This window comes from Saccharopolyspora soli, assembly GCF_022678645.1.
Taxonomy (GTDB): Bacteria; Actinomycetota; Actinomycetes; order Mycobacteriales; family Pseudonocardiaceae; genus Saccharopolyspora; species Saccharopolyspora soli.
Genome location: NZ_JALBWV010000112.1, coordinates 1 through 17,083, shown reverse-complemented (window position 1 = coordinate 17,083; position 17,083 = coordinate 1). Strand labels below are relative to the sequence as shown.

Sequence of the window (17,083 nt, the reverse complement as noted above, 5' to 3'; positions counted from 1 at the left end):
GCGAGGATCGAGGCGTACTCGCTGCCGGCCCGATCCAGATCTCCGCGCAAGTGGTGCAAGTGGGCGAGCTCCGCCCTGACCCACATGGTGCGGGGATGTTCGGCGCCCAACAGGTCGGTGTGTTCGATCAGCAACCGCTCGAACTCCGACTCCGCGGCATCCGTCTCGCCGCGTTGCAGCGACACCCGGGCGATCATGATGCGACTGCTCAACGCCAGCGTCGGACGATCGTTCAACGGCAGATCGCCGATGTGGTCGAGAACCGTGCGAAATCCACGGTCGGCCTCGTCGAAGCGGTGGAGATCGAAGTGCAGGGACGACAGCTGGTGGAGGGTCGAAAGGGCGGCCGGATCGGATTCGCCCAGCACCCGCCTGCGGTCGTCGAGCGTCGACCGGTACTGCGCCTCGGCCTCGACGAACTGCCCCGATGCGTGCAGCAGGGCCGCCAGCGAGTGGCGGGCGGACAGGACGACGGGGTGATCGAGACCGACGACCGGCGCGCAGGTCTGCACGACCGCCGCATGCCATCTCCGGGTCTCGGTGAAGAAGCCGCGCGCGCGGAGGTGGGCCCCCAGCAGCCGGGCCACGTACGCGACGTTGACGAGAAGATCCGGAGGAGGCGGATCGAGATGGGCAACCGCATCGAGCAGGTGGTCCGCATGAGGAGCAACGGCCCCCCACATGTGCCAACGGCGCGGATTCTCGGCGGATTCGGGCTCCTCCGCCAGTGCCGCTCGGTGCAACAAGCGTCCGGCGAGCTCGAGGAACGCGGTATCCGCAGTTCGACGCCCAGCGAACCGCACCAGCGGGTGGATGCGGAGCGTCGGTTCCTCATCTGTGCCCCGCGGCCGGACAACGACCTGGACGATACCGAGATCAGCCAGTGCGCGAAGGACTCTGCGCAGTCGATTCCCGTCCAGTCCGCTGAACGGCTCAGCGGTGGTCAGCACGTCGACGTCGAGCAGGAACCGGTACGGGACAGGGGCCTCCGCGAAGCACGACAGGAGCATCCACAGCGGCCGTGCTTCGGGGATGCCACGGCGTTCGAGACGCTGGAACGACACGTCGCACATCCGGCCGATGCCATCCTGCAGGTCGCCCAGGCTAGCAGCCGTGTCGGCGGCCGAAACGGCCGATGCCGTTTCGAATTCCTCCTGGTAGTCGCGGAACGTGCTCACACCGGCCAACGGAAGATCCGCGTCGTCGGCCAGATGTGCCCCGGCGAGGTGCAGGGCGAGCGGAAGACCACCCAGCCGCCGCGCCAGCGCTTCCGCGTCGTCCCGGGTACCGGCGTGCTCCCCCGCCCGGTCGAGCAGAACTCCCGCACCATCTTCGGGTGCCAGAACCGGAACCTGGAACAGCGAGCACCACGGGCCCCAGACACGCCTGTCTCCATTGCGGCTCGTGACGAGGACGCATCCGCGCGAACGGGCCGGCGGGCGCAGCCACCCGACCCCGGTTGCCACCTCCCGCCCGGCTCCCGCCAGGACCTCCGGTGAATCAGCGTTGTCGATGACCAGCAACCACCGACCCGGCTGCCGATTGAGCAAGCCCCACACCAGATCTGTTGCGCTGCTCATGCCCGACCAAGCCCGGTCCACCTCGAACTCGGTGGCGCCCAGGCGGAGGGCGAGGTTGCGCATACCGACCTGGAGGTCAGTACCGGTAGCGGCGACGACCCACCAGACGGCGAAGCCCTTCCGGAGCGCTCCACGAGCGAGTACCCGGGCAAGTGAGCTCTTGCCAGCACCGCCCAACCCGTGCAACACGGCTGCCTTCGCCCGAACGCGACGCCCGACCAACCACCGGGACAGCTCCTCGACCAGTTCGTCGCGGCCGCGAATCCGCTCATCCCCGTGATCGGGAACGTCCAAGGACGATGTGTCCGGGTGGACCTCCTGTCCGGGCCGAATCGGGTTCGCTACCAGCCGAGGTGCCGAACCCGTCCCCGACCGGCGCACCATCGGAAGTATCGCCACGATCAAGCCGGCCGAAGCCGCGAACCAGCTCGCTCGCTCCAGCCATACCCAAAGATCCGACGGTTCGATGGCCAAACGGCCGAGGACGCCGGAACGGAACACGACGACCGCCGCAATACCCACACCGGCCAGCACACCCGCCGTCAGCGGCAGTCGACTCCACCGGGAACCCGCCACGCAACCGATCATGCCAGCCGGACCGCCAAGTAGGTCGGCATTCGACGATTTTCCAGAACTCGGAGCTGATACACGGTCAGCTGATCGACTTGTTAGAAGGCCACCAGATAGGCGCTGGCCGAATCGGCACCGCGCCGGTTCCACACCGTCCGGCAGATCGCCGTCGGGTTTTCCAGATCCTGCCCTCCGCAGGTGTTAATCCACGGCTTGTACCCCGTGATGGCCGTAGGCACCAGGCAGCCAATTTCCGCGAACGACGATCACGTGTGGTTGACGCCAACGTTTCCGTCCCTGCCGATCCGTGAACTAATCTCTGAAGGAGTGAGGCATGTCTGGGCTGTCCAGCGTCGCGGAATACATCCTGGAACGCGCCGATGACGCCGCCCTCGACGCGATCGCCGAGGCGACACACTCCCGCAGCCGGGTCCTGACCCAGAAAGCGGCGGCCGATGTCCGGCCGGGCGCGTGTGTGAAAACGAGGCACCTGACCGAAGACATACCAAAGGCTTCCTCGACATCCACGAGACCGGCGGCACAGACCGGATCCAACTACAGGCAGTCCTGAAACGGGTATGACCGTTGCGCCGAACAGAAGGTCGCCGTCCGCGATGTCGCGAGGCGTGCTGTCTCAGCGCATGCGTGGTCATCAGGAATCTGACGTTGTGGTGAAGGCATGCATGAGATGCTGGTGCAGACCTTCCCCGAGCCTCGGCCGGTGCTGGTGGGCATGCGAGACATCGTGGTCATCGTCCCTACCGCTCTCGCCGACATCAACTGCCGTGCCCTCGTTCCCGACGATGCGTTTCGGCTCCGCGATACGGAGGGTCGCACCCCGGCCGGGGCCGAGCCCGTATCCGTACCGTAAGGGGATATGGACCACAACCGGGTTCGACGCTCCGATCGGACACTCGACGGGCTCGTCGTCCTCTTCGGGATGGCCCTGGTGGTGACGTCCGGGCTGAGCCTGTTTTCGGAGTTGTCCTGGTGGATGGTGGCCATCATGGTGTGCGGTGCGCTACTGGCCCTAGGTGTACTGGCTCAGGAGGTTGTGAACGGGCTGACACGTGATCGGATGATCTTGAAATGAGGGAGGACCTCCGGGTTCGGTGTGGATTGCGACGTCTACACCACTACCTCGGAGGTCCTCGTGTCCCACCGTAACGCCCCGTTGTCGGAGACCGGCAGATTGCGTGTGGCGCGCTGTGTCGTGGATGAGGGCTGGCCGCTGCGCAGGGCGGCGGAACGATTCCAGGTCTCGGTCAGTACGGCTAAACGATGGGCTGACCGGTACCGGCAGCAGGGTGAGGCGGGGATGGCAGACCGATCTAGCCGTCCGCACTTCAGTCCACGTCGAACCCCGACCCGCACCGAGCGGCGGATCATCAAAGTCCGAGTGCTGCGCCGGTGGGGACCTGCTCGCATTGCCTTTCTGCTTGGTCTGAATCCCTCGACGGTGCACCGGGTCCTGGCCCGCTACAGAATCGCTCGGCTATCCCATCTCGATCGGGCGAGTGGGAAGGTAATCCGCCGCTACGAACGCACCGCACCCGGCGAGTTGGTGCACGTCGATATCAAGAAGCTGGGCAACATCCCCGACGGAGGCGGCCACCGGGCAGTGGGTCGCCAAGCTGGCCAACGTCACCGCACCCGCACACCAGACAAGACTCTCGACGGCAACGGCAACAGCCATGTCGGCTACAGCTACCTGCACAACGTTGACGACCACTCCAGGCTGGCCTACAGCGAAATCCTGCCCGACGAACGTAAAGAAACCGCGGCCGGGTTCTGGCAGCGCGCTCAGATCTTCTTCGCTGACAACGGAATCACCGTCCAGCGGGTGCTGACCGACAACGGATCCTGTTACAAGTCCCGCCTGTGGCGCGACACCCTCACCACCGCGGGCATCAGCCACAAACGCACCCGCCCCTACCGGCCGCAAACCAACGGGAAAGTGGAGCGGTTCAACCGCACCCTGCTCGACGAGTGGGCTTACGCCCGCCCCTACCAGTCCGAGACCGAACGCCGCGAGGCGCTGCCGCACTGGCTGCACACCTACAATCACCACCGCGGCCACACCGCACTCGCAGGCCACCCACCCGCCAGCCGCGTCCCCAACCTCTCAGGTCAGTACACCTAGGGCGTGTGTCGAAAGTGGTTGCTCAGGTGTCGTGCCGTGCAGGGCAGGGTTCGGAGGGGCGGGGCCATGCTGATCCGCGTCGGTTCAAATCAGGGGACGCTGAAGTGCGGCCGGTGTGGCTCAATGGGTGACGTCCATGCGCTGTGTGCCGATGACCGACAGCAGCCGTAGCGCCTCTTCGGAGGGCGAGCCTGGGGCCGCGGTGTAGATCACGACCTGCTGGTCGCGGTCGGTGATGTCGAGGACATCGCAGTTGACGGTGACCGGGCCGACGAGCGGGTGCTGGAAGGTCTTGCAAAGGGTGGGCTCGGCGGACACGTCGTGGGACTCCCACAGGCGGGTGAACTCTTCGCTTCTGTCAAGGAGTTCGGTTACCAGCTCGGCCACCTCTGGATCGTCGGGGTAGCGGGCGGCGGCGGCGCGCAGCCGCTGCGTCGAGGTGCGGGCGAACGCCTCTGCGTCCGACACTCCGTACAGCCGCTGCCCCTGCGTGTGCGGCCCAAGAAAGACACGGCGCACAAGATTGCGGTCGCGTCGCGGCAGGGCGGAGAAGTCCTCCATCAGGGCTGCCGCCAGATCGTTCCAGGCGAGTACCTCGAAGGTCGCAGACGTTACGGTTGCCGCGGCCTGCGGCAGTCGGTGCAGCAGGTCGAGGATGCTCTGCCGTACCTCGCGCGAGGGCCCTGTCGACGGGAGCGGCGGTGCACCGGCAAGGTGGTGGAGATGGTCACGCTCGGCGTCCGACAGGCGCAGGGCCCGAGCCAGTCCGGCCAGCACCTCGTGCGACGGGTGCGGCGCCCGAGCTTGCTCCAGCCGCGTGTAGTACTCGGTCGAGATGAACGCCAGCTGCGCCACCTCCTCGCGGCGCAGTCCCGGAGTGCGGCGGCGCGGACCGGCGGGCAGCCCAACCTCGGCGGGGGTGATCCGCTCGCGTCGGTTGCGCAGGAAGTTCGCCAGTTCTCTTCGGTCCACATCCCCAGTGTGTACAGATGTCGGCCGGCCCAGCCAGGTACCGCCGGTGCCTGGCTCGGCTTCGCGGACGGGCACAGGCTCGCTGCCATGGACAACACACCCATCACCGACACATCCACCGCCCCTGCCGCTCCGGGCCTGCTGGCCGACAAGGTCGCCTTCATCACCGGTGCCGGACGCGGTATTGGAGCCGCCGCGGCTCGGCTCTTCGCCCGCGAGGGCGCCCGCGTGCTTCTCGCGGCCCGGACGGAGCCCCAGCTGAAGACGGTGACCGAGGAAATTCGGGCGGCGGGCGGCACCGCGGAGTACGTGGTGTGCGACCTGGCCGATGCGAGCAGCGTGCGCGCCGCCGTGGACCGCGCCGTGAACCTGTACGGCCGGCTCGACATCGCCTTTAACAACGGTGCCACGATCCAGCAGCCCGGTCCGATGGACCAAATGCTGGAGGCCGACTTCGACCACATCTACGACGTGAACCTCAAGGGCGTCTGGCTGGCCATGGTCGCCGAGATCGCCGCCATCCGAACCACCGCCGGGACAGGCGCTATCGTCAACAACTCATCCGTCGGCAGCTTGATGGGCAACCCCGAGCTGCCCGCCTACGGCGCGATGAAACGGGCGGTCAACAGCCTCACCGAGTCGGCCGCCGTCACCTACGGCCCGGAAGGTATCCGCGTCAACGCCATAGCCCCCGGCAACACGGCGACCGAGATGATAAGCACCTGGGAAAAGGGATCACCTGGTCTCCGAGAGCGACTCACGGCGCACACGCCGCTGTGCCGCGCGGCTGACCCGCAGGAGATCACGCAGGCCGCCGCCTGGCTCCTCAGCGACCGCTCCTCCTACGTGACCGGCACGGTCCTACGGGTCGACGGCGGAGCGCGGTCCTGAGCCCCCGGGGGGATGCCTCTGTCCCGGTTCACAGCCACTCGTTGATGGCCGCTACGAGGACAGTTGCCTCGTAGCGGACCGCGAGCTTGTCGTATCGCGTGGCGACGGCACGGTGCCTCTTGAGGCGGTTGATCCCGCACTCGACCGCGTGACGCTCGCGGTAGTCGACCGGGTCGAAGCGCGGCGGACGGCCGCCGCGGGAACCGAGCTTTCTGCGGTTGCGCGCCTGGTCGGCCTTGTCTGGGATGGTGCAGCGGATCTTCCGGCGGCGCAGGTAGGCGCGGTTCTCGCGGCAGGCGTACGCCTTGTCAGCCCGCACTCGATTGGGACGGACGCGCGGTCACCCTGCTTCCGGGCCCCGCCCGCATGCTGATGGGCGCGGCACACGGTGGAGTCGACGCTCAGGTCCCACGTGATCGCACGCTTCGCGTCGGCCAGGGACTGGAGCCGGGTGAGAACCCTGTGCCAGGTGCCGTCCCGCTGCCATCGACGAAACAAGTCGTAGATCCGGCCCCACGGCCCATACTCGACGGGCACGTCCCGCCACGGCACACCGGTCCGGCCCCGGAACCGTATGCCGTCGATCAGCTGCCGCCGGGACCAGATGGGCGGCCGTCCCGCCTTCATTCCCTTAGGTAGCAACGGCTCCAACACCGCCCACTGTTCATCCGTGAGATCTCCCCGCGCCATGAACCGTGATCATTCACTGCTCAAGATCCACTTTCGATACACGTCCTAGCAGGATGGGCACGCCGTCGATCCACCACACGGTAATCGATAGCAGGAGCAGGACAACCACGCCACTGACGAAAACATCGGGTTCGCGGATTCCTGGCGTACCGCTGAGACATCCCGGGATCCCTGTCACAGTCCGCTGGTTCGGTTCGTCGCCGACGCCAAGAGCAGCGGCACTCGTCAGGGATCCCGGATATTGAGCCCATTCCACTTCGGACGGACCCGGCCGGGCCTTACCTCAGAGCCGGGGCTACTGGTTGTGGGCTCGGAACGTGTCGATATCGGTCTTGAGCTGAGAGTCAGGATGGTCAATCGAGGCGATGATGTTCTCAATCCTGGCTCGTTGCCCCGGGTTGGCTGACCAGTACGCGGCGGGAACTTGCAGCACTGCCACGAGAACGTCGCCGGGGTAGAAGTCGCCTTCCACGAGCGGGTCTCGTTCCAACAGGGTGAGGACGCGGGGCATGAGCACGTCAACGCCGACCTTTTGGGCCACCAGGACGCGAAGGTCTGCGGCGCTCAGCGCGCCCAGGGGTTTGCGTCGCAACTGATGCACGGTTCTCACGAGCGTCGTCGCGTCGGCGGGAGGCTCGCCCCACACATCGTCCTCGACCTGCTCCAACGACAGATCGCCGCGGCTGTCCTCGTTCGCCATTACCGTGCCACCACCCTCACACCAGTCTCAGGAATCGTATCGAGTGTTCCGGGATCGTCAGCCACGTGGGACGTACCCCTCGGAGTGGTCGAGCAGGCGGCTTGCCTCGGACAACTCCGATTCCAAACCCGCACGCTGCTCGGGCGTTGTTCGGGAGTCGCCAAGCTGCCGGTTGATCTGCTCGATGCGGTTCACCAAGCCCGTTGGGCGTTCTGTACTTCGTCGACGTGATCCCAAGGTTCCCCGTTCGGTTTCCTGGCGACCATTTCCCCGTTGAGCTCGCGGCGGGCTGCGTCGAGATCCTTCTCGGTGAGGTGCTCCTTGATTCGGTCGGTCTTCGTGCCTTGCTCCGCGGGCAGCGGTTCCGTCGACTCAACAACGTCGTCGCTGGTATCGACGGGATTAACCGCATCATCGCCTGCCGCCTCGGCGGCCAGTCCCGCCATCGAAGCGCCCATGATGCCAACGCCGGTCGCGATCCCGGCAGTCGAGGCCACACCGAGTGGCACACCACCGACGGCGCCGACACCGGTGGCATCCAGCAGCACCCCCGCCGTTTCTCCTGCCGCGCTGACCGCCGTCAGCGCGGCACCGCCCACAACGCCAAGAACCATTTCGGGGTGGTTGATCGCGGCGTTGCCTATCGAGGCGAACGCGTTGGCAACGGAGCCTGCCGCATCACCGATCGCATCCCCGGCTTGAGCCAGCCAACTGCGAGTATCGGGGGCCTTGTCACGTGCAAGGCCAACCGCGTCAGCGGCCGTCTCACCCGCCGTGGCCAGCTGGCTGCGGGCTTGGCTCAGTACTTCTCGTGCGGCTTGGCGTTTGGCCTCACCAGGATCGGCAAGCGGGACGTCGGCAGGAGACGCGCCTGCGGGCGCCTGTTCTTGAGCTCGCTCGACGGCTCGTGCGTGCTCGGCGTGGGCGCGTTGCGTGGCGGCTTCGCCCTCGCTCCACAATCGGATCGCTTCACTCGCTTGCCCCGGTGCCTAGGTAAGAGCACTGCCGTAGCGCTCCAGCGCCGTAGCCGCGTAATGGAAGCAATCCCCGGCCTCAAGCCATTTGAGCGGTTCACCGTCGAAAGCCGACCGGAACTGATCGGCGGCTTCGCCGCTCCAACCTTCCGAGCTGTCGATGCGTTTGAGGCCCTCGCCAGCCTCACACAGCATGTCACCGTACGCCGTCATCGACACCGACGTGCGGTGCACAGCGTCAGCGTCACCGGGAACGAGGGCCTTGGGATCGTTGGTGGAACCTAGTTCGGCTGCCATCATTCCGCCGCCGGATCGTCACCCGCAACGCGCTGCACGATGCCTTCGAAGTGGACCCGGACCGCTTCATCCGTCAGCCGGTAGACCTCGACGCACTGCGCCAGCCGACCGGCGATCTCCGCCCCGTCGTCGGCCAGGTTGACCACCCCTTGATTCCACCGATCACAGAACTCCGCCACGGTGGTGGCAAGCCGACCATGACCGAACGCCTCCGCAGGACAGTCAATGTCGCTCACCGGCTGCTTCCGCACCGAATCAATGGTCTCGTTCACCCCCTCGACGCTTGTGTCAAGGCAGACAAGTCGACGCGAAACCCGTCGGGCATGCAGCTCCGTCCTCGGCTCGACTCCAGTGCACGCCACACCCTACGAACGACCCCGCCCCAGCAAAGCCACTACCCAGCATCGTCCCCCAAATGGAAGAACTGCAGGCTGAGAACAGATGAACCGGTCGCGCCCATCCAGGGCCGCCAAGTACCAAGCCAGGCTGCGATGCTCGTCTGCAAACCGGGCGCCGGGATCGAACACACCGGTGACCGCCGCCATCAGCTCGTGGGAAAGTCCCTGCTCGTCCCATTCGACCTTCGGCAGCCGGTCTTCCGCGCGAGCTCCGGCATTGGAGATCTGCGCGACATCCGCTGGACTTCCCCTCGCAGACTGCCCGCGACGGCAGCGCCGGGCAACGCTGTCACCGCGCCCAGCCGCAACTCCGGCAGCGCACGCCGACGGCGATCGGGAAGCGGAACGGGCGACACCTCGGTGGCCCGTTCGTCGGGCCCTGCGATCACACGCAGGACGAGTTCGATGTCGTCCAAGCCGCGCGCCATCGGGCCAAGTGACATCAGAACCCGTAGCTACCGCGGCGCGCCTGCCCGACGACACCAAACCCGGTGAGCGGCATCCGACGCTCGGTGATCATCAACCCGTAGACACCGCAGAAATGTGGGAGAACCGCAGCGAGCCCCCGCAGTCCGCGCCGACCTCGATCATGGTCATCCCCGACGTGAGCGCCGCCGTGCCGCCACCGCTGGCACCACTGGGGTTACGGCCCAGGTCGCACGGCTTGTTGGTACGCCCGGAGATCGCGTCATCAGTCGGATACGCGGCGAGCAGCGACGGCATGTTGCTGTGGCCTAAGACGATCGCACCCGCAGTGCGGAGCCGGGCGGCAACCGTACCGTCCCGCTCCGGACCGCGAACCAAAGCGTCCGGCCCCAAAGCGAACGTGGATGCCGTGCGGCACCAGAAGCGGTCCGCAGCAGTCGGCCGGACACGGCGAGGTACCGGGCGGTCGGCACCCCGATCAGCGTGGTCACGGCGCGGGGCGCTTGTGATCGTTCCGGGTATGTCCTACCTGGCCCAATGTGACGGTCAGTCCTAGTTGTCACCAAGTTCAAGGTGTTACCTGGCCGTTCACGGGCGAGTGTCAGCGTAGTTGTCACAAGATCGGGTGGCATCCAACCAGGACCGGCCCTGCGGTGCGCTTCGATGGCGCGGCGCAGGTGATCAAGCCCTGGTACCCGGCCGTGCCGCCCATCCTCCGTCGCAACCTTTGCTCAATCTATCGAATTGCGATAGATTATCGCCGCTAATCGATAGGAGGGTGGGGCATGGGGAAGCTGACTGTGCATGCGCTGCGCGCCGTGCTCGTGGCGGTGCTCGCCGGCACCGTGTTCGTACAGGCGTTGATGGTGTGGGCGTTGGTCAGCGGGAGCGACCCGGAGGACGGTTCGCTCCCGCTGACGTCGCTGCGCGTGATCACGATCCTGGGCTTGGTGACGGTCCAGATCATCGGGGTCTGTGTATGGCGGCTGGTGACGATGGTGCGACGCGGCACCGTGTTCTCCCACGCCGCCTTCCGGTACGTGGACATCGTGATCGGCGCGATCGTGGCGGCTGCCCTCGTGTGGTTCGCGGTCACGGCCATCAACGCGCCGGGCCAGCGGGACGACCCGGGCGTCACCCTCATCATGGGCGGGGTCGGCGTGGCCATCCTGGGGGTCGCGCTCATCGTGCTCGTACTGCGGATGCTGCTCGCCCAGGCCGTCGCGCGCGACATCGAGGCGTCGCGGATGCGGGCCGAGTTGGACGAGGTGATCTGATGCCGATCGTCGTCGACATCGACGTGATGCTGGCCCGGCGGAAGATGTCCGTGGGTGAGCTCGCGGACCGTGTGGGGATCACGCCGGCCAACCTGGCGGTACTCAAGAACGGCCGCGCCAAGGCGGTGCGCTTCGCGACGCTTGCCGCGCTCTGCGAGGTGCTCACGTGCCAGCCGGGCGACCTGCTGCGCTGGGAGGCCGAGGACACCGCCGGCGGATAACGTGGCTCCGAAAGCCAGACCGGACGATCACAGCCGGTCCGACGAGATGGCCGGACGCCGAAGAGTCCGGCCGGACAGGACAACCGCCCCTTGCTGGGTGGCGCACAGATCTTGGTGACAGATAGCTCCGACATGTGACAGATAGCTCTGACCGTCACAGCCCAACCGGATGCGTGCGTTCGGGGCACGCAGATACTAGAACCTGTGTTCGATAACGTCCACCCGGAGCCACCACCGTGGAAGCGCGGCGACGATCGAAAGGTCCGCCCGCCTCGGCCGGTGTGGGTGCACCTCGCCCGCCTCTACCCCGCACCGGGCCAGGTCCACCCGTTCCCGGAAGGGTGGGAGGTGCAGGACGTTGTCCCTGGTGAGCTGACCGCCTGGCTGCGCACCACCACCGGAGCGTGGATCGCGCAGGTCCAGTACCGCATCCGGCGTGGCGATGGCAGCGAAGGCGTACGGCAGCACGGGTGGCTACCAGCCGACGCCGTCGAACCCCGCAACGACGCACCCGCCCGCAAGGACCGCAAGCGATAACGTGCCCGGCGTCGGACCCGTTTCTGTCGGCGGCTCTGGAGCTATGCCGTGAGGTCGTCGGCGAGTTGTCGAAGGGGTAGGGCAAGTTCGGGATGATCGCCCATACGGACCCGGTGCAGCAGTCGGGCGGCGACGTAGATCAACGCGGTTCGTCCCGCTCGTGTGGCGAGTGCGGGGAAGGCGTCCCAGACCGTGGAGGCGGTCTGAGGGGCGAGGAGGCTGAAGCAGTAGAGGGTGGCGGCGTCGGTGTGTGCGGGTCCTTGTCCCCACAGCTCCCAGTCGAGCAGGCCGAATGGTTGCAGCAGGTTCGCCCAGTGCAGGTCGCCGTGCACGGTTTCCCACTGGTCGACGGGCAGGTCGATCTGGGGGCCGAAGACGGCGCGGACGCGTTGGGTGACTTTGTCCTGGTCAGCGTTGACACGCGTGGTGAGCGTCGAGTGGATCACGGCCAAGGTTCGGTGCAGCTCTGCCCACCACCGATTGGGCAGGGTGATCGGGGTGTACAGGACATCTGTCGGTGAGCAGGGTTCGCCGGGCAGGACGGTCATGATCTCGGCGCGGACTCGTCGTCGCCAGCGTGGCTCGTCCCATTCAGTCACGTCCAGGACGTGTGGCTTCGCCAGGTCGGTGAAGATGTTCGCGTCGGAGTTGCCTGTCCAGAAGTCGGCGGGCAGCCACTGGTGCTCTTCGGTGACGACCCGCAGCCAGCGGGCGCCATCAGGGCCGTGTACCGGGGCGCTGATCGACCGCAGCCGCCAGCCGAACACGGACACGCCGGTGATCGTGAGGCGGAAGTGGTCAGCGGCTTGGTCCAGGCAGCTGCGCAGCCAGGCCCGGTAGTGCCGGTCGACTTCCGCGGTGTCTGGGTCGCTGGTCATGCGTCGGTGATGTGCCGCAGGTAGGTGTTGGGGTCGTTGAGGTAGCGCCGCCAGTGGTCGACGATGTCGAGCTCGTCCCATTTCCGGCGGTGGGTGCCGTGCTCGCCGACCTCGATGATGTCCGCGCCTGGTGTCGCGGCGAGGATCGGCGAGTGCGTCGCGCAGATGACCTGGGCACCGGACTGGCCGAGGTTGTGCATCAGGGCGACGAGTTTCAGGCAGGACTCGAAGGACAGCGCGGCCTCTGGCTCGTCCAGGACGTAGAAGCCGCGGTCGCGGAACATCGCGTCGAACACGGTCAGGAACCCTTCGCCGTGGCTCATGGTCGCGGTGTCGTCTTCCCAATAGCCGTAGAGGCCGCCGACGGTGTTCATCAACCCGAACGCGGTCTCCGCCCGGAGGAAGAAGCCTTTGCGCTTCGAGCGTGGGCCGGTGAGCATCCGGCCGCCTGCTGGGGTGGTCTCCAGCTTGAGCACGTCGCCGAGTTCGGTTTTCGGGCGGTCGTTGGTGTACTTGCGACCGGCTCGCCCGCCGTGCGCGTCGAGTTTGAAGCCCTCGGCGATCGCTTCAACCAGCGTCGACTTTCCCGACCCGTTCTCGCCGACGATCATCGTCACCGGCGAGGTGAACGTCAGCCCATGCTCGGCGAGCTCCGCGACGCACGGCACCGTGTACGGCCACGCGTCGAACGACTCCGGGCGCTGGGCGTCGGGAATGAAGGCACGGCGGACGAGCACAGGCGGCTCCCTAGTAGTACGGCGCACAGTTCCCACTCGGTGTGCAGTTTCCCGCCGGGGTGCACGAGGGGCTACACGACGGGCTGCACTGCGGATCGCACATGGTGTTCGGGCAACACGTCGGGTCGCAGCTCTTACCGGCCGACGGTACCCGGCCAGGAAGCCGCGCCAGCATCCTGTTCATGGCCGGACCAGCGACGATCTCAGCCAACGGCGTGGTGCGGATGTTGCCCACCGGCATCCACCGCGAGAACACGCACGGCCACACCTCCCCAGTGGGCGAGACCGCGACCACACCCCGCCCGCACTGGCCAAAGAGCTGATCAACCCCTGGCTGCCGGTCCCGGACACCGCGCCCCACCTGCCGCACGTGATCCACGCTGATATCGACCACGCCCAGCACGCGCAAGTCCTCCACGGCCTGATCGCTGCGCTGACCATCCCAAAGGTTGATGACGCCCACCCGCACCGGAATCGACCGGCGGATCGCTTCCGCGATGTTGGCCTTCGTCCTGGCATGGGTGCGGCGCTGGGTGATCGCCGCGTGCTCGCCAGGGTCGGACGTGTAGTACGACGTCGCCAGGCGCACACCCGGTTGGGACAACACCTCCCACAACACCGGCTTGATGTGCACCAGGTTGGAATACAGCGCAACCTCGACGTCGCGGTCGCGAGCGTGGTCGATCAACCCCGGCAACGAGGGGTGAAGCGTCGGCTCGCCCCCGATGAACTGCACGGTGCGAACGCCCATCTCCCCGGCCTGGTCGATGAGGTCCCGCCAATCCTGCTCAGTCATCGTGCCGTGATCACCATCCGGCCCAGATTCGGCGTAGCAGTGCGCACATTCCAACTGGCATTTCCCGGTGATCTCCAACCACACGAACGAAACTTGGTCCACAGCAACCCTCCACGTTTCGCTGCCTGCGCTGTCGTTCGTTCCATGCCCACCCACGTTTGGGCGCCGCTGGGCGGGTTGCCCTGGTCCGTGCGAACCGGTTGCGGCGTGCTGCTGCGCGTCAGCTCGCACGGACCAGGACGGTCGGGAGGCGCCCCAGGGATCCGGGCACCTCCTGGGTGAGGGATCGGCGACCGACCGTGCGCCGCCGATCCGGCTCGGATGCCCGGCTGGTGACCGCGTCGGGGGCCACGGTCACCAGCCGGACGAGGTGCTGGTGCCGGTTCGGGGTCACGACACCAGCACCGGACTCCGGCGGTGGTACGTCGAGGGGCGACGCGCCACCGCGCAGGCGGCTCCGAGAGCAGACGATGCAGCACCTCCGACGACGCCCGAGACCATCAGGGTGCGCCGTCGGAATCTCGGGTGGCAGCCGCAGAGTCCGGGTCTCCCTTCAGTGGGTCGTCGGCGTGATCGGTCATCGTGCGCCTGCCGTCGGCACACCTGCGAGTGCGTGGGCGTGGACGTTGCAGTCGGGGCAGGTGTCCCACAGCCAGGCCGGGGTGGAGTTGTCCGCGGCCAGCCGGTGACCGCACAGCGTGCCGACTTCGGTGCCGTCGACGTAGGTACTGCCGGTGCGTTCGTCCACGCTTGCGTGGCGTGCACCTTCGGCCGGAACCCAGTGGAACGGATGCGGCTTGTATGCCACGGCCATCACACCCCTTCGGTTCGTCCCGAGTGGCAGACTGCCCAAGTTTCGAGAAATAAACAAGAACCAAACAAGAATCTTCTCGAACGACTCACTCAGATGGCGCAGCGCAGCAGTGCGGTTCATGTCGTTGCCTGGTAGTTGCGCAAACGATGCGTGCTTGGTTCACTACCGCCCGAACAAGGAGACGTCGACATGAAGCTGACGCACCTGGGAACCACCAGCGGCGGGGGAGGCTGCCCGGAGCTGTACGAAACCGACCGCGACACCTACGTCGTGCAGGGAACTCGGATCACCGACCCCGACGCGTTGGCGACCCTGCGGGCACGGGGGCTCCCGGACCACGAAACGGCCGTGGAGATCCCCAAGGCGCTGTTGCGTTTCGCGAAGGACTGACCATGACGGATTTGGTGTCTGGCGCGCAGTTCGACGAGCTGTTCCGAACGTTCCAGCACACGGCGTTCCGGTTGGAAACCCAAGGGGTCTACCGGGAACCGGTCGAGGAGGAACCGCTGCGCCGTTTCCTCAACGGCGAACCACCGGATGATTCCTGGCTTGCGCCGTGGACCGACAACGTCCGTGCCGCGACCCGAGAAGGCCGCAGGTTCCGGCGTGTTCGGGTTCTCACCGACCCGTTGACCGACTACCTGCGGTTCGAAATGGATCTCGCCCTGCGAGCCAACATCCCCGCAGGAGAAGAGATCCGCAGCCTGGCCCTGTCCGACGCCGAGGACCTGCACCTGCCCCTCGGCACCGATTTCTGGATGTTCGATGACGATCGTGTCGGCGTGCTGCACTTCGGCAGTCGAGGACTTCTCGGCCTTGAGATGATCGACGACGCCGACGCGATCGAGCAGTACCGCAGCTGGCGGGACCGAGCATGGAGCGCCGCGTTACCAGCCGAGCACTGGGCGGAACTGGTGCGCTAGGAAGACGAGGAGACCGTGACCAACTTCGAGCAGCGGCGTCAGGAATTCGGGGAACGCTTGCGTCGCTTCCGCGAGGAAGCGGACCTCACCGGCCGCGAGCTCGCGTCCGCACTGGGTTGGCCGCACTCCAAGATCTCCAAGTTGGAGACCGGTAAGCAGACGGCCGAGGACCAAGACGTCACCCAGTGGCTCGACGCGCTGGACGCGCCCGAGTCCTCGGTCCGTCACATGCTGGACGAGCTCGCCGAGCTGCGTATCAGCAAAGCGGCTTGGCGTGCCCAGCTCCGCGCCGGGCACCGAGCACGGCAGCAGCAGAGCTACGACAGCGAGCACGCGGCCACCCGGATCCGCAACGTCGAATTCGGCGTCGTCCCCGGACTGCTGCAAACCGCGGACTACGCACGCGCGGTCTTCCGCACCCAAGCCGAACTACTACAGGTTCCCGACACCGACATCGAGGCGTCGGTACGCGTCCGGATGCAACGCCAACAAGTTCTCTACCAAGGCAAAGACATCGAGATCATCATCTCCCAGCACGCGCTGCGCCATCCCGTCGCCGCACCGGAGGCCATGCTGGGGCAACTCGACCGACTCGTCTCCGCGCTCGACATCCCCGGCCTGCGATTCGGCGTACTCCCCGAATTCCGGCGGCTGCCGAACATCACCATGAACGGCTTCAGCATGCTCGACGACCTGGTGCAGGTCGAGCACGTCTCGGCCGAACTCACCATCGACGACCCCGATCAGGTCGCCATCTACCACCGACTCATGGACCGGCTGTGGCACGTGGCCTGCGAAGGCGACGAAGCCCGGACCATCGTGCAGCAACTCGCCGCCGAATACCGGCGCCAGATCGAGGACTGACACCGATGGCACGCATGGTCTGGACGAAGTCGAGCTACAGCGGAACCCACAACTGCGTCGAGGTCGGCCGCATCAGCGACTGCATGGCGGTGCGCGACACCAAAAACCACGCTGACCGAAACCTCACAGCGACCCTCCCACAATGGTCGACGTTCATCGCCGCACTCAAGCACGGTCGCTTCGACAGCTGACGGAAACACCGCCCCTGCCCCACGAACTCGTCGAACAGGGGCCCTGGTGACGTCGCCACCGAGGGTGCGTCTACTCCTCGCGCCGCCGCACCCAGGTTGGAGAACTCCTCAGCGTGTGCGCGGGAACTGTCAACGGCAGCTGGATCATGACCACTTGTCGGCATCTGAATGTTGACCCCCCTGTGCCTGGTGGGGTTGATGTTT

Annotated in this window: 24 protein-coding genes and 2 pseudogenes; 12 read left to right on the top strand and 14 right to left on the bottom strand. The window is 66.5% G+C overall.

What is annotated here, in order from left to right:
* On the bottom strand, positions 1-2,156 hold a 2,156-nt coding region (locus MOQ72_RS42230), incomplete at its 3' end, for a tetratricopeptide repeat protein (RefSeq protein WP_242191621.1).
* Between the two features lie 328 nt (positions 2,157-2,484).
* Between MOQ72_RS42230 and MOQ72_RS42225 the strand changes: the two genes are divergently transcribed.
* The 4 genes from MOQ72_RS42225 (at position 2,485) to MOQ72_RS42210 (ending at position 4,293) form a co-directional block, all read left to right on the top strand.
* Positions 2,485-2,721, top strand: coding sequence for a hypothetical protein (locus tag MOQ72_RS42225; RefSeq protein WP_242191620.1), 237 nt, complete (start codon positions 2,485-2,487; stop codon positions 2,719-2,721).
* A 108-nt stretch (positions 2,722-2,829) separates the two neighbouring features.
* Positions 2,830-3,021, top strand: coding sequence for a hypothetical protein (locus tag MOQ72_RS42220; protein ID WP_242191619.1), 192 nt, complete (start codon positions 2,830-2,832; stop codon positions 3,019-3,021).
* A gap of 6 nt (positions 3,022-3,027) precedes the next feature.
* Positions 3,028-3,243 (top strand): hypothetical protein, encoded by a 216-nt coding sequence (locus MOQ72_RS42215; protein ID WP_242191618.1) that lies wholly within the window; start codon positions 3,028-3,030, stop codon positions 3,241-3,243.
* A gap of 60 nt (positions 3,244-3,303) precedes the next feature.
* Complete coding sequence (locus MOQ72_RS42210) at positions 3,304-4,293, top strand: IS481 family transposase (protein ID WP_242191626.1); 990 nt, start codon at positions 3,304-3,306, stop codon at positions 4,291-4,293.
* Between the two features lie 120 nt (positions 4,294-4,413).
* Here the strand turns inward: MOQ72_RS42210 and MOQ72_RS42205 are convergent, their stop codons facing one another.
* Positions 4,414-5,265, bottom strand: a complete 852-nt coding sequence (locus tag MOQ72_RS42205) for a helix-turn-helix transcriptional regulator (RefSeq protein WP_242191617.1) — start codon at positions 5,263-5,265, stop codon at positions 4,414-4,416.
* An 87-nt stretch (positions 5,266-5,352) separates the two neighbouring features.
* Between MOQ72_RS42205 and MOQ72_RS42200 the strand changes: the two genes are divergently transcribed.
* Positions 5,353-6,156, top strand: a complete 804-nt coding sequence (locus MOQ72_RS42200; RefSeq protein ID WP_242191616.1) for an SDR family NAD(P)-dependent oxidoreductase — start codon at positions 5,353-5,355, stop codon at positions 6,154-6,156.
* A gap of 28 nt (positions 6,157-6,184) precedes the next feature.
* On the opposite strand, the gene MOQ72_RS46030 is transcribed toward MOQ72_RS42200, so the two are convergent.
* The 7 genes and pseudogenes from MOQ72_RS46030 to MOQ72_RS42170 form a co-directional block, all read right to left on the bottom strand.
* Positions 6,185-6,475 carry a transposase gene (locus MOQ72_RS46030; protein ID WP_443706329.1) on the bottom strand — a complete coding sequence of 97 codons (291 nt, stop codon included), beginning with the start codon at positions 6,473-6,475 and terminating at the stop codon, positions 6,185-6,187.
* A gap of 77 nt (positions 6,476-6,552) precedes the next feature.
* Positions 6,553-6,783: pseudogene (locus tag MOQ72_RS46025) on the bottom strand (transposase); the annotation flags it as partial.
* Between the two features lie 358 nt (positions 6,784-7,141).
* Entirely contained in the window at positions 7,142-7,546 is a 405-nt protein-coding gene (locus MOQ72_RS42190) for a contact-dependent growth inhibition system immunity protein (protein WP_242191615.1), read from the bottom strand.
* A gap of 191 nt (positions 7,547-7,737) precedes the next feature.
* The gene (locus tag MOQ72_RS46105) at positions 7,738-7,992 is read right to left on the bottom strand and encodes a polymorphic toxin type 28 domain-containing protein (protein WP_504981831.1); all 255 of its coding nucleotides are present in this window, start codon (positions 7,990-7,992) and stop codon (positions 7,738-7,740) included.
* A 333-nt stretch (positions 7,993-8,325) separates the two neighbouring features.
* Positions 8,326-8,817 (bottom strand): annotated as a pseudogene (locus MOQ72_RS46100) (putative T7SS-secreted protein); the annotation flags it as partial.
* A complete protein-coding gene (locus MOQ72_RS42175) occupies positions 8,817-9,053 on the bottom strand; it encodes a hypothetical protein (protein WP_242191613.1) in 237 nt (78 codons plus the stop codon). The pseudogene MOQ72_RS46100 and the gene MOQ72_RS42175, both read right to left, overlap by 1 nt.
* 681 nt (positions 9,054-9,734) lie before the next feature.
* Positions 9,735-10,019 (bottom strand): amidase family protein, encoded by a 285-nt coding sequence (locus MOQ72_RS42170; RefSeq protein ID WP_242191624.1) that lies wholly within the window; start codon positions 10,017-10,019, stop codon positions 9,735-9,737.
* 407 nt (positions 10,020-10,426) lie between these two features.
* Here MOQ72_RS42170 and MOQ72_RS42165 point away from each other — a divergent pair, with 407 nt between their 5' ends.
* The 3 genes from MOQ72_RS42165 to MOQ72_RS42155 all read left to right on the top strand — a co-directional run bounded on the left by MOQ72_RS42165 (position 10,427) and on the right by MOQ72_RS42155 (position 11,676).
* A complete protein-coding gene (locus MOQ72_RS42165) occupies positions 10,427-10,918 on the top strand; it encodes a DUF2975 domain-containing protein (RefSeq protein WP_242191612.1) in 492 nt (163 codons plus the stop codon).
* On the top strand, positions 10,918-11,139 hold the full coding sequence (locus MOQ72_RS42160) for a helix-turn-helix domain-containing protein (protein WP_211902021.1): 222 nt from the start codon (positions 10,918-10,920) through the stop codon (positions 11,137-11,139). The genes MOQ72_RS42165 and MOQ72_RS42160 overlap by 1 nt, the downstream gene beginning before the upstream one ends.
* A 204-nt stretch (positions 11,140-11,343) precedes the next feature.
* Positions 11,344-11,676 (top strand): hypothetical protein, encoded by a 333-nt coding sequence (locus MOQ72_RS42155; RefSeq protein ID WP_242191611.1) that lies wholly within the window; start codon positions 11,344-11,346, stop codon positions 11,674-11,676.
* Between the two features lie 41 nt (positions 11,677-11,717).
* Here the strand turns inward: MOQ72_RS42155 and MOQ72_RS42150 are convergent, their stop codons facing one another.
* From MOQ72_RS42150 to MOQ72_RS42130, 5 genes are all read right to left on the bottom strand, one after another.
* Positions 11,718-12,554 (bottom strand): aminoglycoside phosphotransferase, encoded by an 837-nt coding sequence (locus tag MOQ72_RS42150; RefSeq protein ID WP_242191610.1) that lies wholly within the window; start codon positions 12,552-12,554, stop codon positions 11,718-11,720.
* The gene (locus MOQ72_RS42145; RefSeq protein WP_242191609.1) at positions 12,551-13,291 is read right to left on the bottom strand and encodes an AAA family ATPase; all 741 of its coding nucleotides are present in this window, start codon (positions 13,289-13,291) and stop codon (positions 12,551-12,553) included. Before MOQ72_RS42145 ends, MOQ72_RS42150 begins: the two co-directional genes overlap by 4 nt.
* Before the next feature lie 10 nt (positions 13,292-13,301).
* Complete coding sequence (locus MOQ72_RS42140) at positions 13,302-14,171, bottom strand: radical SAM/SPASM domain-containing protein (protein WP_242191623.1); 870 nt, start codon at positions 14,169-14,171, stop codon at positions 13,302-13,304.
* 136 nt (positions 14,172-14,307) lie between these two features.
* Complete coding sequence (locus tag MOQ72_RS42135; RefSeq protein WP_242191608.1) at positions 14,308-14,481, bottom strand: hypothetical protein; 174 nt, start codon at positions 14,479-14,481, stop codon at positions 14,308-14,310.
* A gap of 183 nt (positions 14,482-14,664) precedes the next feature.
* Positions 14,665-14,901 carry an HC3 family zinc finger protein gene (locus MOQ72_RS42130; RefSeq protein ID WP_277955487.1) on the bottom strand — a complete coding sequence of 79 codons (237 nt, stop codon included), beginning with the start codon at positions 14,899-14,901 and terminating at the stop codon, positions 14,665-14,667.
* 189 nt (positions 14,902-15,090) lie between these two features.
* Here MOQ72_RS42130 and MOQ72_RS42125 point away from each other — a divergent pair, with 189 nt between their 5' ends.
* The 4 genes from MOQ72_RS42125 to MOQ72_RS42110 are packed head-to-tail and all read left to right on the top strand — an operon-like array spanning position 15,091 to position 16,879.
* Positions 15,091-15,291, top strand: coding sequence for a hypothetical protein (locus MOQ72_RS42125; protein ID WP_242191606.1), 201 nt, complete (start codon positions 15,091-15,093; stop codon positions 15,289-15,291).
* A 2-nt stretch (positions 15,292-15,293) separates the two neighbouring features.
* Complete coding sequence (locus tag MOQ72_RS42120; RefSeq protein ID WP_242191604.1) at positions 15,294-15,824, top strand: DUF6879 family protein; 531 nt, start codon at positions 15,294-15,296, stop codon at positions 15,822-15,824.
* Between the two features lie 15 nt (positions 15,825-15,839).
* A complete protein-coding gene (locus tag MOQ72_RS42115; RefSeq protein WP_242191603.1) occupies positions 15,840-16,688 on the top strand; it encodes a helix-turn-helix domain-containing protein in 849 nt (282 codons plus the stop codon).
* 5 nt (positions 16,689-16,693) lie between these two features.
* Positions 16,694-16,879 (top strand): DUF397 domain-containing protein, encoded by a 186-nt coding sequence (locus tag MOQ72_RS42110; RefSeq protein ID WP_242191600.1) that lies wholly within the window; start codon positions 16,694-16,696, stop codon positions 16,877-16,879.
* Positions 16,880-17,083: the final 204 nt, after the last annotated feature.

Excerpts from the sequence above, each read along its gene's own strand:
- MOQ72_RS42225 (WP_242191620.1), top strand. The coding sequence starts at position 2,485 with ATGTCTGGGCTGTCCAGCGTCGCGGAATACATCCTGGAACGCGCCGAT.
- MOQ72_RS42220 (WP_242191619.1), top strand. The coding sequence starts at position 2,830 with ATGCATGAGATGCTGGTGCAGACCTTCCCCGAGCCTCGGCCGGTGCTG.
- MOQ72_RS42215 (WP_242191618.1), top strand. The coding sequence starts at position 3,028 with ATGGACCACAACCGGGTTCGACGCTCCGATCGGACACTCGACGGGCTC.
- MOQ72_RS42200 (WP_242191616.1), top strand. The coding sequence starts at position 5,353 with ATGGACAACACACCCATCACCGACACATCCACCGCCCCTGCCGCTCCG.
- MOQ72_RS42190 (WP_242191615.1), bottom strand. The coding sequence starts at position 7,546 with ATGGCGAACGAGGACAGCCGCGGCGATCTGTCGTTGGAGCAGGTCGAG.
- MOQ72_RS46105 (WP_504981831.1), bottom strand. The coding sequence starts at position 7,992 with ATGGCGGGACTGGCCGCCGAGGCGGCAGGCGATGATGCGGTTAATCCC.
- MOQ72_RS42165 (WP_242191612.1), top strand. The coding sequence starts at position 10,427 with ATGGGGAAGCTGACTGTGCATGCGCTGCGCGCCGTGCTCGTGGCGGTG.
- MOQ72_RS42160 (WP_211902021.1), top strand. The coding sequence starts at position 10,918 with ATGCCGATCGTCGTCGACATCGACGTGATGCTGGCCCGGCGGAAGATG.
- MOQ72_RS42150 (WP_242191610.1), bottom strand. The coding sequence starts at position 12,554 with ATGACCAGCGACCCAGACACCGCGGAAGTCGACCGGCACTACCGGGCC.
- MOQ72_RS42130 (WP_277955487.1), bottom strand. The coding sequence starts at position 14,901 with ATGGCCGTGGCATACAAGCCGCATCCGTTCCACTGGGTTCCGGCCGAA.
- MOQ72_RS42125 (WP_242191606.1), top strand. The coding sequence starts at position 15,091 with ATGAAGCTGACGCACCTGGGAACCACCAGCGGCGGGGGAGGCTGCCCG.
- MOQ72_RS42120 (WP_242191604.1), top strand. The coding sequence starts at position 15,294 with ATGACGGATTTGGTGTCTGGCGCGCAGTTCGACGAGCTGTTCCGAACG.
- MOQ72_RS42110 (WP_242191600.1), top strand. The coding sequence starts at position 16,694 with ATGGCACGCATGGTCTGGACGAAGTCGAGCTACAGCGGAACCCACAAC.